This window comes from Pseudoalteromonas luteoviolacea S2607 (assembly GCF_001625575.1).
Lineage (GTDB): Bacteria > Pseudomonadota > Gammaproteobacteria > Enterobacterales > Alteromonadaceae > Pseudoalteromonas > Pseudoalteromonas luteoviolacea_E.
Genome location: NZ_AUXV01000003.1, coordinates 326,361 through 341,901 on the forward strand (window position 1 = coordinate 326,361; position 15,541 = coordinate 341,901).

Below are 15,541 nucleotides of genomic sequence, written 5' to 3' on the forward strand. Positions count from 1 at the left end.
TAAGAACCGCAGCCATTAATGTTAATACATGTATGGATCGATAACTGCGCTGAAATTTCAAGCGGCGAAATATACAGCAAAACGCAATTTTGCTCAATATTAGCATTCACCATTATTTACATTTTGAGGGGGATAATTGAGGGTAACATACCAATAAAGCCCCCTCTATCCAACCCACTAAACTATTGAATAGAGGTACTTTTTGGTAAGTAAAAACTCAACAATAAGCTGATGAGCATTGGGCTAGTTCAAGCCTCAACGCATAAAATATTCTTTGGCTTTATCAATGAACACATCGATATCACCTCGGCAAATCCCAGAATGGGTCACCAAGCGCATGCCCTGATAGCCTGGTGTAATGTTTATTCCGTGTTCAAACATCGTCTTAGCAAAGTCATCGATTTTTATCTCTTCGTTAACATCGAGAAATACTAAATTGGTTTGCACTTGGTAAGCGCTGCTGTCAAACCCTGGTAATTCGTTTACTCTTTGCGCCAAATATTTTGCATTGGCGTGATCTTCAGCTAAGCGTTCAACATTGTTCTTTAACGCATATAGTCCAGCCGCTGCCAATATCCCCGCTTGTCTCATGCCGCCACCCAACATTTTCCTGATCCTGCGGGCTTTAGCGATCAACTCTTCATCACCCAGCAGCAAAGACCCTACGGGCGCCCCAAGTCCTTTAGACAAACACACTGTCATGGAATCAAAATGCTTGCTTATTTCTTTGATATCTACACCCAAGGCGACTTTAGCGTTATATACTCTTGCACCATCTAGATGGAGTTTTAGCGCATATTTTTTAGTACAAGCACGAGCTGACTCTAAATAATCAAGGTCTAACACCTTACCCCCTATCGTATTTTCCAAGCTCAGCATTTTTGTTTTTGCAAAGTGAAAATCATTGGGTTTAATTGCTGCTCGAACTTTCTCTAAACAAATGCGCCCATCGGGCTCATTCTCGATGGGCTGAGGTTGAACGGAACCTAATACCGCTGCGCCACCAGCTTCGTATCGATAGTTGTGCGCACTTTGTCCACATATATATTCATCTCCACGCTCGCAATGCGCCATAATTGCCAGTAGATTTGCCTGTGTTCCTGACGTGACGAAAAGCGCAGCGTCGAAACCATGTAATGCAGCACTGTAGTTTTCTAATTCATTGACAGTTGGATCATCTCCATACACATCATCACCAACCATGGCATTACTCATTAATCGGCGCATGTTTTTGCAAGGCTGAGTAACTGTGTCAGAGCGTAAGTCGATCATAAAACTTCCTTAAATTTTTCAGGGAACTTCACAATATATATGGACTAAATACACAAAACAAAATAGCGAAGCCCCTCTCGTTGATTGCTTATATAAAAATAGAATATTCTACTTTTCTTCAATACCAAATTGTTTGTTTAGCGCGGGACAAGCTATCTTTCTCGCTTTCGTATGATTTTGATAGTCCTCCAGAGTATTTACGGAAGTACCGTCCATTTCTATCATGTTTTCAATTCCAGATGGCGTGTAGAAAATTAACATCTCGACGTCCTGCTCAGTGTCATTTCGAAACCCTCTTATCGCGCCTTCAGGACAAAATATAAATGACCCTTCAGACGCCTTGGCCTCAGTTTCTCCATCAAAAACGGTTAGTTCGCCTTTTGTTATGTAAAACGATTCTTGTTCATTTGAATGTGTGTGTGCGGGCCCACCTTGACCGGGTTTTAAAATTGACACGAGCAATGAAAAACGACCGTTAGTTTGTGAACCTCTGGCAATTATTCGATAAAGGTTACCTGCTGACAGTGTGTATTGTGCATCATTTGGGAAATCTATTTTTATTGATTCAGTCGTCATTTTTTTACCCTTTAAATTTCAATGTGTATATACGGTAACAATAAAGCCGAAACGTATATTCCAGTGCCGTACATCACATGTGCTGCTACGCTTTTAAGGCGGTTAGTAAAAGGTGATGGAGTATTAGAAGCCGCTATACCAAAGCCAAAGCAAGGCTGCATAATAAAAAATGGGAGAGTGACAGTTATAAGGCCAAACACTGCGCTACCAGCAAAGCTCTGAACGCCCACATTGAAGTATTGGCTCAAGAATAAAAACATGGCACCGAATGCAGCACCTATCACATAGTGACTAGCCCAGCCCACAATGCCTTCATATCGTTTTTTAGGAGATTGCGTGATATTACTATGCAGAAATTGGCAATTGAAATGTAAAATCCAGCGGCCGACTAATGCATAATCAAGAGATTGGACGTGGAAAATCCGCTTTAGAGCAAAGGTATACAAATCCATAAATAGCGTTGCGCCAATTCCCAGCACAGCTGCATACCAAAAGAACAGGTTAAAATCAGTGGTCAAGAACATCTTGCTTTCCTTCAAGGTTTGTTAAATAAACTTCTAGATGGCTAAAAGTACTATGCCACTTGAAGTCAACTTGAGGTCAAGCCCTTTTTTGAGGTAACTATGTAACAGTAAGTGAAGTTTGATAAATACTATGAAAAAAGTGATATTACACTTCGGCGAATGATAAATATTTAGAAAGTGCACTCACTAAACTTTCCAATTGGATCGGCTTAGTTATGTAATCATCCATTCCAGCTTCTAGGCATGCTTCCTTATCTCCTTTCATTGCGTTAGCTGTCAAAGCCAAAATGGGAATATCCAAATAACGCTCACCACCAAGCCCTCTACGGATCCGTTTTGTTGCCTCAAAACCGTCCATCTCTGGCATTTGACAGTCCATAAGTACTAGCGCAAAGCTACTTTCACCGCCATGGGCAGTCAAAATTTGAATAGCTTCTTTACCGTTACTTGCCAACTCGGGTTTGAGCCCTAAAGAATCTAACATTTTTTTCGCCACGAGCTGATTAACGGGGTTGTCTTCGACTAACAAAACACGCTGCCCTGCAAATCTGTTTTCATCACATGAATTGTCATTTTCAATGTTCTGCAACTTGCTTTGACGACTCTCTATCATCTTCTCTAAATCATGCTGGGTAAAGGGCTTGGTATATTTACCCGAATACCCCAATTTTTTGAAGTGTTCACTGTTGTCTTTGTCGTTAAGCATGGTCAGCATGATAGCTTTAGTTGTGGGTTGCAACGCCCACTTTTTAAACCAATTGTCTGTCTTGCGGCCACTAACGTGACGGCTCACAACAATCAGATCGACATCATTTTCAAATAGGTGTGTTTGTGCGCTTCTGAAAGAATTTTTAACATCAACTTGAGTTGAGTAACCCTCAAATAGATGTTTTAACATATTTGCAGACGCGGCTTGGTCTTCGACAATTAATACACACTCAAATACAGGCCTTCTCGGTGGTGCCACTCTATCCGCCTTACCGAGCAATATATCAAAGCTAAAGGTACTGCCCTTACCGAGGCTACTCTGTAGCGAAACTTTTCCTCCCATTAATATTGATAAGGTTTTAACTATCGCAAGCCCTAGCCCTGTTCCACCAAATCGTCTCGTGGTGGTGGCATCGACTTGCGAAAACGAGTCAAATAATTTGGCTTGTTTGTCATCTTCAATGCCAATACCCGTATCCCTTACGATACCAGAAAGGCGTATTTTGTCTCTTTCACAGGCTGTTTCAATGGCGACTACCACCTCTCCACTTTGAGTAAATTTGAGTGCATTGCCAACTAAGTTTCCGAGCACTTGCTTAAATCTAATGGGATCGCCAACAACCATACGATTGTCAACTAAATGTGTTTCAAGCAACAACTCAAGGTCTTTTTCGTGTGCCGCATGGGCATGTGTTTTTATCAGCGCAGCACTGTGTTCAACCACATCAAATTCAACTTTATCAATCTCTAGCCGGCCAGCTTCAATTTTTGAAAAGTCTAAGATATCGTTTATCACGACCATTAGCGCATCAGCACTAGACTTGGCGGTCAAAACATAGTTTAACTGGACTTCAGTCAATCCCTCTTTCTCTACAAGATCAAGCATGCCAATAACACCATTCATTGGTGTTCTTATCTCGTGGCTCATATTAGCCAAAAACTCGGATTTATGGCGGGATGCTTCCTCTGCTTTTTTCTTTGCAATGCCTAGTTCATAATTAGAATTAAGTAACGCTTGCCTCGCTTGTTTGTTTGCGAAGTTATGAAGCTCACCCACCATAATGGCAAAGCCAAAGTTGAAAATGAGTTGGGCTACCATAATAGTTATAAAAAACAGTTGTATATAAATACTTGAATCATCAAGAATGCTTGACGCATTTTGACTAATGGGTGCGCTCACCCTAAATATACCTGCGGTATTTAGGCATCCCAACCCCAAAACCACGAGCGCTCCAGATACCTCAAATCTGTTTCTGCGATGTTCGACCAAAATGGCTACAATCCAAGCTGATGTGATAAATATCATCGAGACAGCCAGTTTTAGACGATAACTGTAGGAATCGTGCCAATAAGTAAACAATGACAGTAGAATAAGAAATGCGACCAAATACCCGGTAAGCACTCGCCAAGGAGGTCGTCTATCCACGGCGTAATAGAGGCCTACAAGCATCATTATCAAAGAGAGTTGGCCACAAAAGTTTGACGCTATATGCTTAAAAAAGTAAGGCAATGATTGCTGCGCTGCAAATAAACCAAAGTTTGTAACCAGCAACCAAGGTCCAACAGCCCAAAACACCGTTGCTTTTATATCCCTGTTGGCCATCCATAAAAACGTCAAGGCGGTTGCTGACGCTACAATCCCGACGGCACACATAAGGAGTATTGTCTGGGTTGAAAGCACTAACATCGCCACCTGCTTATTGTTTTCATTATGAACCTCTGGATTTTCCTTACTAAAAAGTAGGAGACAGGTGCTTTAAAGTAAAGAGTGAACACTTGAAACTTCAATTAATTAGTTGCGATTGATGCTTACGGCTATTGAGGTTAAAACAAATGCTCGTGCACGTTTTAAAATTCATAGGAGGTTTGTCTTTGAAGCTCGCCGCTCAGTTTTGTGAGCGGCTTAACATCCACCCACTTCCAAAGGGCTGCTAACTAGGCATTATTGCAAATTACCCACTATGATAATTTAAAAACACCGTCAGCAATTTAAAAATGGACCTTATTGAGCTCATCTATATTAGTACCGTAGCTGCACCACTTAGTGATGAAGAGTTAGAGCTTTTACGTCGGCAATGCGCAGCGGCAAATCAGTTACAAGGGATATCTGGCATGCTGTTATACGATAGGCATCACTTTATGCAGGTTATTGAAGGCGACAAACAAAAAGTTGAGCAACTGTTTGAGCGCATAAAAAAAGACCACCGGCATCATGATATTTCTGCATTGATCTGTAACCCCATCGAAAAAAGAAACTTTCGTCGCTGGGCAATGGGTTTAATTGACTTAGATAAAAGTGAATCTTATCGAAAAGTTCGTAAAAACCGACCTCATAGGAGGCTTCCGCTAAGCTACAAATTACTCAAGTCATTTCGTAATCACGAATTTGAAATAGAGGACCACATTGAAAAATCATTTGGTAACTAGTTAAACGGCTCGCTAGCCACCGCTACGGTTATCATTGCGCTTTTGTGCTTAAATACCAGCCGAAAAGTAGACCTAGTGTAATGGACTGTAATGTAAAAACATGAATTAAAGAGAAAAAACACATATTTCGTCCATTTTTGTGGTTTTTAATCTAAAGCGTACATTTCCCAACTATTTTTCTTTTATGAACAATATTTATTTAAGCATTGCAATACTTATTGCAGCGATGAGCTTCATCGCACTGATAAGGACCAATCAATTACGTAAAAAGGATTTGAAGGTCTTAAATGAAATTAAAAAAGCCAAAGATGCTCTGAGCAAGTCGGTGCTCTACCATGGTAAAAGCGATATACCGAACTATATGTTTTTTATGCAGCGGCTAATGAAAGTCGACCGTAAGCTTTCTCGCTTCCATGTGTCCTTGATAAAGTTGGGCCGTACGCCAGTGTTTGATTCAATAGAGGGGAATATTGATTCTCTCTCAGAGCTATTTAAGGACATCAGTAAATCATGCCAACCGTTTGCTCTAGCTTTGCATGATTCTGAGTACCTTGTCATGGCATTTGTGACCCATGATACCGACTCGAGTCAGCGAGATGCACAGTCCAAACAGTTTGAGATTTTAGAAAAGCTACCAAAGCAAGTCTGGGTCAATAACACCCAAGTACCTATCGATTATGCAATTTCTTCTATGAGCCTAACAGGTCAGTCATCACTATATGGCATCGACAAGGTTCAACGTAGGCTTACTTTCTCTATGAAATTCGCACTAGAATCTGAAAATGGTGCCTTTTACCATAATGAAAAATTGTACCAAGCAGAAATGTATCGCAAGCATGTGCTGTTAAAGCTCATGAATAGCATTTCATTCAACCCCGACGATTTCTATCTTGTATTTCAACCCATGTTTAAAACGTCAAATTTAGATAGACCAAAGCGTTATGAAGCGCTGGTTCGATGGCGAAATACCAAAAACTTGGGACCAAAAATGTTTATGCCTATGATCCAAGATAAACCTGAGTTACAAAGTGAACTGACAAAAATTGTCGTCAATCAAGTTTACTCAATGCTCAAGATCAAGCTCGATGCACAAGAAAAGCTCAAGCCAATTCACTTAAACATTTCTGCCGCGATGCTTGAAAATGAACAATTACTAAATTATCTAAAAAAGGTTATAAGAGATACGCCGTCTATTGCTGCGTTTATCACTTTTGAGATAACCGAAGGCAGTGAGCTAAGTTTAAGTGAAAACGCACAAAATACACTAAGAAAAATGTCAAACTTAGGCTTTAGTTTTGCCGTTGATGATTTTGGTAAAAGCAATGTCGACACCAGTAGCATACTCAATAGTAAGTATTTTAATTCTGTTAAAATAGACAAAGCTTATATTTCAGATATTCAGAGCAAAGCCGACCAAGCGCCAAAACTAGACGCGATTGTACAAATCGCCAAAGAAAGTAAAAAGACAGTGATTGTTGAAGGCATTGAAAACCATCATCAATACGAATACGTGAAACGATTTCCTAATGTTTACCTTCAGGGCTACTACGCTTCGGTACCATTGACAATGAATGAGTTTCTTTCAAATGAAGCTGCGTAAAATTAGGCTCCCTCGCATGTAAATACATGTGGGGGTATCTTCAATCATTTGACTTTAGCCAAAATAGACCACCATTAACCGAACACCAAGCTTTTTTGCCGCCTCGATTAATATATTCATTAACCGTATCTGCGCATAATTCGGAATAGCCCTTTTCACCACTGTTGCTCGGATCAAATAATAGCTCTACAGCAGGGTATGTCGTTTTCAACTTAGATTTTAGCTTCCTCGCACTTTGCGTATTACCTTCCTTAGCAAAAGCTAGTAAGGTACGCGTCGCCAAGTCACCAAAACTCCCCTCACTTTTAGTGAGAAGCAATTCATCTAAAGAGCACCAGCTTTTTTGTTTAATGTAGCAGTTATAGAGTTGGTATCGATTTTTATAAGCATCGTTTAGAGTTAGTGGTAACAGCGTTTCTAACTCATCTGTCGCTGCATCAATATCACCCATATTAAATTGAATTTGCGCCTTTCGACTACGTAAAATCAAATAAGGCTGGGCCTCATACAACTTATCAAACTCCGACTTGTGTCGAAGTTTAAACTGCTCTGTAATAAGTTCTCGCTCAATAACAAGAATCAAGTCATTGATCAATGATAAGGTAGATTCATCATCTTTACTGAGTATACTTTGCAAGTGCGATTCCACTTCTGAGCGATTAAATCCTTCAAAAGTGGCTGGCTCTTGTGCATGCTCTAAGCACTGCTCTGAAAATCGCATTTCGTGTATCGTGCTACTCAGTTGCGTAATTAAAGACCGCTTTGCTTCTTGCACATCTGTTTCTAAATTGCTCTTTTCAGCGCCAAATATATTCCGCGCATTTATATAGCTACTAAGCCCTTTTAGAATATGACACAACCAATTGAGTTCTTTTAATTGCTCATTCCTCAACTCGCTTCGGTCAATAAAACTCAATGCAGCCAGCATACCTTTACAGTAGCTTGGCAATGGCATACTTTCTTGAAGTGCTGATTGAAGGTTAGACGCTGGCAACACACATGTTTTGGGTAACTCAAGTGTATTGCACATTACGCGGTCCATACACATATTGTAGAATTCCATTAGAGATTTAAGCTGCGCTTCCTGATTTGGTTCAATTTCACCAAACAATCTCTTAATCCATAAACTAGGTAGTACTGTCTGAGGTGTGACCCCAAGCCCCATTATGTAGCCTTCAATAAAAAACATATTAGGCTGGAGCTCTGATTGGGAAGAGAGCTTAGTTATGATTTTTTTAATGCTCTGCAATAGTACTAACCACTATATTCAAAATTTATATAAATAGCATACATGATTCTTAATAATGTTTACACATAAAAATAATATCACAAGGCTATTTATACTCTGACAACTCACTTCAAATCAAAGAAATTTCATTTTCAACTACGATAATAGAGCACTAACACCAAAAAACAAAAATCATATAAATACAACAACTTAAGAAAATAACAATAAAAAACATGGAAGCGCAAGACATTTAAACACTATTACTAAGAATTTTTACGTATGTAAAAATGGAAAATTAAAACACTAAAATGATACGAAGAACACCCACTCAAACAGCACTGTCAATTATTTTAATTTCCTGAATACAAAGAATGAAAAATAGATTTATTTATCTATATAAAATAATTAGCGCGCTATTCTTATCTCAAAAAATAGCGCGCTAACTCTCTAATTTTATAAGTGTTAAATTATTTAAAAAGGAAACATAGAAATAAAGCTAACGTAGCTGCTTATAATTATTTTTATTTACAACAACAGAAAAGATTGACTAATTTTCATACTCGACAACAGTGTTTACCGTGCTCAATTCGCTTACAGCAGCTTCATGTCCACTTTTTGCTGCAGCTTCGAGCCATTTAGTAGCCTCGGGAGTGAGTTTATTACTATTTTGTTTTTTCAGTAACATGGCCAGTTGATACATCCCCTCTGGTAACCGGATATCCGCGGCCAATTGCAACCACTTTGCCGCTTCTCTTTGAGATGCAAGGCTAGCGCTATGGCTTGCGTAGTACTCACCAAGCAACAGGTAGCTCTGCGTATAGTTCTGCTCAGCCGCTTTTAACAGCCACTCTAGCCCCATTGACGCTTGTTCAAGTTGTAAGCTCAATGCGCCAAGGTTATACATGGCATCTGCCAGTCCTAGCTCTGCCGAACGTTTGAAATAGCCTATCGCTCGTTCTGTATCTACTTTAACTTTTAACCCGTCTCGGTAGATAATCCCCAGATTATTTAAGGCAATATCGTCATTTTGTTGTGCGGCTTTTAAAAAGTACTGCCGCGCTTTACTCACGTCCTCGTCTACGTTTACCCCGTAGTAATAATGTTCACCTACAAATGACGCCACATTGTAATCTCTCGCTTCTGCCAATTTTGAAATTGCCTGTACGGCAAGTTGCTCGTTCTGATTGGTCCCTTTGCCGTGCCAGTGAAACTCAGCGACCTTGTTTAACGCGTCAACTTGTCCATTTTCAACTGCTTGGAGGTACCAATGTAAGGCCGCTTTATACTCCTGTTGAATCAGCTCACCGGATTCATATAACTGTGCAAGTTTAATTGACGCAAGTGCGTTACCTCGTTCACTTGCTTGTTGCAAAACCTGTAGAGCGTATAGGTCAGTTTTCTCCTTTATCTTACCAGCTAATATTATTTCAGCTTGCGAGACAACACACGGCTCGCAGCCTCTTTTTGCCCCCTCTTCCAGTATCGTATGTGCCGCTTGTGGATCCTTATCTAAATCGACTAAGCATCGACTATATTTCGTTACAACTCCATCGTAGTTGAGATCATAGGCTTGTTTGTAAAGTTCACAGGCACGTTTTGAAGCATTCGGCGTTTTCTTGCCCCAATAAACGTCCGCTAAATTGACCATAGCCAGCACATTGCCCCCCTCAGCGGCTTGTTCGTATAACTCAATTGCTTTGTTTGTGTCTTGGTCAAATACAACACCTTTCAAATAAAATGTTGCTAGGTTATTTTGTCCAAGTGCAGAGCCCAGCTCTACGGATTTAACATACATAGAAGCAGCCATATGGAGGTCCTGAGAAACCATAACGCCCTCTTCATAAAGATACCCCAAGTTTGCATATGCTAGACCTTCTCCAAGTTGCCCAGCTCTTAGGTAATACTCTTTCGCTTTTAAGACATTAACTTCTTCCCCAAAACCGCCATAATGAAAAATGACGCCAAGTTCACGGTGCGCAACAGCGACGCCTCTATTCGCGAGGGAAACAAGTAAAGTGACGATTGGTAAGTCTTGTTCTTGCCTAATTCTCATGTAATTCGTTAGCTTTTCTGCGCAGTCCCCATTTCCGAGTTTTGCACCTTCAAAGTAATACGACTTGGCTTTTGACCAATCCTCAGCCAGCACTATATCCGCAGCCTGACAAAAGGCAGGGGCGTAGCCTAACTTGGCAGACTTTAAATAATACTCTAGTGCTTGCTCATTGCTTTGCGCTTTACCTTCACCATAAAGGTAGGCGTTTGCGAGATTAAATGCAGAAAAGCGGTTGCCTCGCTGTGTGGCTTGCTCAAACAAGTCAAGTGCCTTTTCTCGGCTTTTCTTTACCCCGTTTCCTTCATTGTATAAGCTCCCCAAATTATGCATAGATTGGGCGTCACCAAATGATATGCCTAGCTCATAGTACTCAATTGCTTGCTCTAGGCTTTGTTCAACACCTTCTCCCATTTCATACAAACGACCCAGGTTTCCAAAGCTCAGCTGACTTCCAAGCTCTGCGGCTCGCTCAAAGTATTGCTTCGCTTTGACAAAATCGAGGTCTGTTCCCTCACCGTTGTTGTACATCATGCCGAGGTTGTTCATCGCATCGGCAGAACCTGCTGACGCGGCTTTGCCATACCAGTGATGAGCCAATTTAAAATCATTGGTAATTTTGTGATGCAAGTACCCTAATTCGAATGCGCAGGCTTTGTACCCTCTGCTATAGCTTACTCTGAAGTATTCAGCTGCTTTAACTACATTTTTCAGTTTACCAGCATTTTGATACACTCGCCCCAAGCCACAAAATGCTTTTCCTTCACCATAATAAGCAGCATTGAGCAATAGCTTTTGGGCAGTTTCATACCCTTTATCAGTTCTCCAGTGATTCAGAAAGATATAACCTAGTTCAGTGGCGGCACTGGGCTCACCCAAATCAATCGCTTTAGCGTAGAGCTCCATTGCTTTTTTGAGATCAATCTCAACCCCCTCGCCACCATATTGATACCATTTGGCCAAATACAGAATTGCAGGAATATGGTCATTGTCGACCGCTTTTTGTGCCCATTCGAGTGCAGAACCATTCACATATTGCGCGCCATGTCCAGAGATTAACTTCTTAGATATTTCTAGCTGCGCAGGGGCGTATTGGTATTCAGCTAACTCATTCAATAGCGCAAATTCTTGAGAATAGTTTTTAAGGCGAAATTCTTCTTTTGATAACAGTAAGTAGCTTTGGGCAACTAAAGCATCACCAGAAACATCATCACCCTGTACAAACATCAAATCGGGCTCAACATGCTTCGATACGGATTTACAACCTGAAAAAAGAACAACAACTAAAGCTAACGCTAGGAATTTCATATAAAAATCTAATCAGTGCGCAAAAACCAAAGACTGCCAGCATTAAAATAGCCTTGCAAGTCACCTAGTTAGATTTTAGTCAAGACCGTCGTAATTGGCAGGCATTTTTACAACTTGATGACCTATTTGCAGGTTTGAACAATTTGATTACAATGGGTTTAGTGTTCAACTTCTGGACAAATAAATGGATTTTTCAATAAAAATAAACGCTAAACGCCCATACAAAGAGAACGATAACTTATTCGTAAGCATCGAGAGCGACAGAGGACGCATTATAAATTGTGCAGCCCTAAGAAGATTGCAACAAAAGACGCAAGTATTTCCGCTTGAGCGAAATGCAGCGGTCCGCTCAAGGTTAACCCACTCTTTAGAAGTACAGCAAAACGGGCGATTTATAGCTCAGTCCATCATAAACGAGCTAACACAAGCTAATGGCCAAACACCATTAATAAACGCAGAGCAATCAAATGCATTGGTAAGTTTAGTCGAAATGGCTTGCATCATGCACGATATTGGCAACCCCGCTTTTGGGCACTTTGGTGAAGCCGCCATTAGCGATTGGTTTAGCAGTTACTTTTCAACACACCCGGTATATGCCTCCACCTATTCACAAAGCTACGGATGCGACTCTGACGAAAAAAACTTTATACTGCGTTTAATTAAAGATTTGTGCCATTTTGAAGGAAATGCACAAGCGATTCGAATTGTGAGAACGCTGTCTAATCTGAACTTAACATACTGCCAAACAGCTGCAATTTTAAAATACACTCGCTGTGGTGTAGAAGAAAAGCCATTGCAAGACGATGATAAAAGCTATCTTAAAAAGAAAGTGGGCTACTACTATAGTGAACAAAGCTTTGTTAAAGAACTTTGCGATAAACTAAATATAACACTTGGTAATCGCCACCCGATTTCTTATATCATGGAAGCCGCTGATGATATCGCATATTGCCTCGCAGATATCGAAGACGCCGTAGAAAAGGGGCTACTTAGCGTAGAAGCGGTCAACAAATTACTTACTGATGAGTACGCCAAACAACTAAATCGCCTTAACATTAGCCTGCACTCTGACTTTATTGAAGCGGCATGTTGTAAAGCCCTCGCACGTGCACAAACGAACCTTGAAAACATTGCGAATGAATTTTTTATCTACCTGCGTGTCGAACTCATCCACCCGCTCGTAAAGCATGCAACGCAACGATTTATCGATAATATAGACGCGATATATCATGGTCGTTTTAACGCCGCACTTTTAGAAGATAATAGTTATCTACACGCTGTAACCGAGGCATTGAAGCAAGTGGCAATCAAGCACGTTTTTTGCCACAAAGAAGTCGAAGAGTTGGAGTTACAAGGTTATAAAATTACCGCAGGCATTTTAAATGAATATCAAAGGCTGCTGGACTTAAAACAGGAGCAATTCAGCGATCTATTGCAAAATGGCCGTCATTACCCAATTGAAGTGCGGCTGTTAAAACGAATCCCCGGCCAGTTTATAGGCGCATATAATAAAGCCATAAAACAGCTTACAAATGAACAACGTTCGCAACCTATTTACGAGTTTTATTATCGCTGTCGTCTAATACAAGATTTTATTAGTGGAATGACGGATCAGCTCGCATACGATACGTACCGAGCGTTGCTGGTCATTGATTAAAGTCTACTGATTCGAACGCGGCTCAAGTAACCAAAGTTTAAAATCGCCACACAACAAAGTGAATCAACGACAAAATTAATATGAGCTTTTCCATTAGGTTATAGTGCATACTGGTATCTCAGTTGCATTTTGTAGTAGCTATAGATACATTCAATTACTGCCTCAGTATACCCGAGCAATAAACGGTAATACTGTTGTTTTTGGAGAGCGACTCTAACAAGCAAAAATGTTTAATAAGGAAAATTATGATAAAACAGACAGCAATAGCATGCGTACTACTCGCAACGCTTGGTGCTTGCACACAAACAAATCAATCGGTAAACGAATCGGGCCACACTCAGCCAGTAGCAAACTTCAACACTTACTCAGCAGAAACCTTTTACGACACCACCAGCATTGTTGGCAGCGCGTTCAGCCCTGACGGTCAAAGCATTCTAGTAAGTTCAGACGAATCTGGCATATTTAACCTTTATGAAGTCGACATAAAAACCGGTGATAAAGTGCAGCTGACAGATGCGTCGGACTCCACATATCCACTTAGATATTTTCCTAACGATAACCGTATTTTGTTTACACGAGACAAAGGCGGCAACGAGTTGATGCATGTCTTCGTACGCGATGAAAATTCGCAGGTACAAGATTTAACACCGGGTGACAATGTCCGAGCACGGTTTATCGGCTTCTCTAAAGATAACAATGCTTTTTACGTGCTGAGCAACCAGCGTGATCAGCGCTTTATGGACCTCTATCGCTATGATGCGAAAACATACGCCAGTGAGTTAATTTACAAAAATGATAAAAACCTTAATGTTCAAAGTGTGAGTGAAACCGATCGTTATCTCGCCCTCATCAATTCGCAAGGTAATAAAGACAGCGACTTGTTCTTGCTCGATTTAACAGACCCCAAAGCGCAACTTATTGAAGTTTCCAATGTGTCTCATGAAGCTAACTTCTCAGCCTCCGCGTTTTCTAAAGATGATAAATATCTATATTACGGAACTGATGCACATGGTGAGTTTTACCAAAATTGGCGCTACGAAATAGCAACAGGTCAACACACGCCATACATTGAAAAAGACTGGGACGTACGATTTTTATATTTTTCAGACTCAGACAGATACCGAGTAATCGGGGTAAATGAAGACTCTAGCATCAAAGTGACAATCACGGACTTGAAAACCAATAAAGATATTGAGCTCCCGAAGTTACCAGCTGGCAGCATAAAACGCGTCAATTTCTCTGACGACGAAAAGCAAATGTCTTTTTATCTAAATTCAGATACCTCTCCTAATAACCTCTACGTGTGGCAAGTTGGTTCAGACTCTGTAAAACAGTTAACCTCAACTTTGAGTGACCAAATCAACCCAGAGCATTTAGTTGAAAGTACCATTGCTCGATTTAAAAGTTTTGACGGCCTTGAAGTACCAGGGGTGCTTTACAAACCAAAACTAGCAAGCCCGACCGCTAAAGTCCCCGCAATGATTTACGTTCATGGCGGTCCTGGTGGACAAAGTATGACAGGCTATAGTGCGCGCGTTCAGCATTTGGTGAATCAAGGCTATGCTATTTTTGCAGTTAACAATCGCGGCAGCTCAGGCTATGGCAAAACATTCTACCATTTAGATGACAAACGCCACGGCGAAGATGACTTGCAAGATATCGTATGGAGTAAAAAATATCTTCAAGAGCTAGACTGGGTAGACCCAGCTCGTATCGGCATTATGGGAGGCAGCTACGGTGGCTATATGACAGCCGCGGCGCTGGCTTTTGAACCTGACGAATTTAAAGTTGGCATCAATGTGTTTGGTGTCACCAACTGGGTAAGGACCCTAGAGTCTATTCCACCTTGGTGGGAGGCATACAAAAAGGCGCTGTATGAAGAGCTTGGAGATCCGGCCGTGGATGGTGAGCGTTTACGTCGTATCTCTCCGCTTTTCCATGCAAAAAATATTACTAAGCCACTCATGGTTGTTCAAGGTGCTAATGACCCTAGAGTGCTTCAAGTAGAAAGTGACGAGCTAGTAGAAGCAGTACGCTCAAACAATGTGCCTGTTGAGTATGTTTTGTTTGAAGATGAAGGACATGGTTTCTCGAAAAAAGAAAACCGAATCGAAGCATCGCAAGCGTATTTAGACTTCCTTAAAAAACATCTCTAATTATGCATTAGAATCAATATGACAAAGCACAGTTG

At 40.8% G+C, this 15,541-nt stretch carries 10 protein-coding genes; 4 read left to right on the top strand and 6 right to left on the bottom strand.

What is annotated here, in order from left to right:
- Positions 1–255: 255 nt before the first annotated feature.
- The 4 genes from ltaE to N480_RS03645 all read right to left on the bottom strand — a co-directional run bounded on the left by ltaE (position 256) and on the right by N480_RS03645 (position 4,767).
- Positions 256–1,272 (bottom strand): low-specificity L-threonine aldolase, encoded by a 1,017-nt coding sequence (gene ltaE / locus N480_RS03630; protein ID WP_063371155.1) that lies wholly within the window; start codon positions 1,270–1,272, stop codon positions 256–258.
- Between the two features lie 108 nt (positions 1,273–1,380).
- On the bottom strand, positions 1,381–1,848 hold the full coding sequence (locus N480_RS03635) for a cupin domain-containing protein (protein ID WP_063371156.1): 468 nt from the start codon (positions 1,846–1,848) through the stop codon (positions 1,381–1,383).
- Between the two features lie 11 nt (positions 1,849–1,859).
- On the bottom strand, positions 1,860–2,372 hold the full coding sequence (locus N480_RS03640) for a DUF2938 family protein (RefSeq protein WP_063371157.1): 513 nt from the start codon (positions 2,370–2,372) through the stop codon (positions 1,860–1,862).
- A gap of 145 nt (positions 2,373–2,517) precedes the next feature.
- Positions 2,518–4,767 (bottom strand): response regulator, encoded by a 2,250-nt coding sequence (locus N480_RS03645; RefSeq protein WP_063371158.1) that lies wholly within the window; start codon positions 4,765–4,767, stop codon positions 2,518–2,520.
- A gap of 308 nt (positions 4,768–5,075) precedes the next feature.
- Here N480_RS03645 and N480_RS03650 point away from each other — a divergent pair, with 308 nt between their 5' ends.
- Both N480_RS03650 and N480_RS03655 read left to right on the top strand, forming a co-directional pair.
- A complete protein-coding gene (locus tag N480_RS03650) occupies positions 5,076–5,507 on the top strand; it encodes a BLUF domain-containing protein (RefSeq protein WP_063371159.1) in 432 nt (143 codons plus the stop codon).
- A 184-nt stretch (positions 5,508–5,691) separates the two neighbouring features.
- Entirely contained in the window at positions 5,692–7,107 is a 1,416-nt protein-coding gene (locus tag N480_RS03655; protein ID WP_063371160.1) for an EAL domain-containing protein, read from the top strand.
- 40 nt (positions 7,108–7,147) lie between these two features.
- Here the strand turns inward: N480_RS03655 and N480_RS03660 are convergent, their stop codons facing one another.
- Together N480_RS03660 and N480_RS03665 are read right to left on the bottom strand one after the other, a co-directional pair.
- On the bottom strand, positions 7,148–8,296 hold the full coding sequence (locus N480_RS03660; protein WP_155732749.1) for a hypothetical protein: 1,149 nt from the start codon (positions 8,294–8,296) through the stop codon (positions 7,148–7,150).
- A gap of 586 nt (positions 8,297–8,882) precedes the next feature.
- Entirely contained in the window at positions 8,883–11,693 is a 2,811-nt protein-coding gene (locus N480_RS03665; protein ID WP_063371162.1) for a tetratricopeptide repeat protein, read from the bottom strand.
- Between the two features lie 184 nt (positions 11,694–11,877).
- On the opposite strand from N480_RS03665, the gene dgt reads away from it, so the two are divergent.
- Both dgt and N480_RS03675 read left to right on the top strand, forming a co-directional pair.
- Positions 11,878–13,350, top strand: coding sequence for a dGTPase (dgt, locus tag N480_RS03670; protein ID WP_063371163.1), 1,473 nt, complete (start codon positions 11,878–11,880; stop codon positions 13,348–13,350).
- A gap of 245 nt (positions 13,351–13,595) precedes the next feature.
- The gene (locus N480_RS03675; protein WP_063371164.1) at positions 13,596–15,506 is read left to right on the top strand and encodes an alpha/beta hydrolase family protein; all 1,911 of its coding nucleotides are present in this window, start codon (positions 13,596–13,598) and stop codon (positions 15,504–15,506) included.
- Positions 15,507–15,541: the final 35 nt, after the last annotated feature.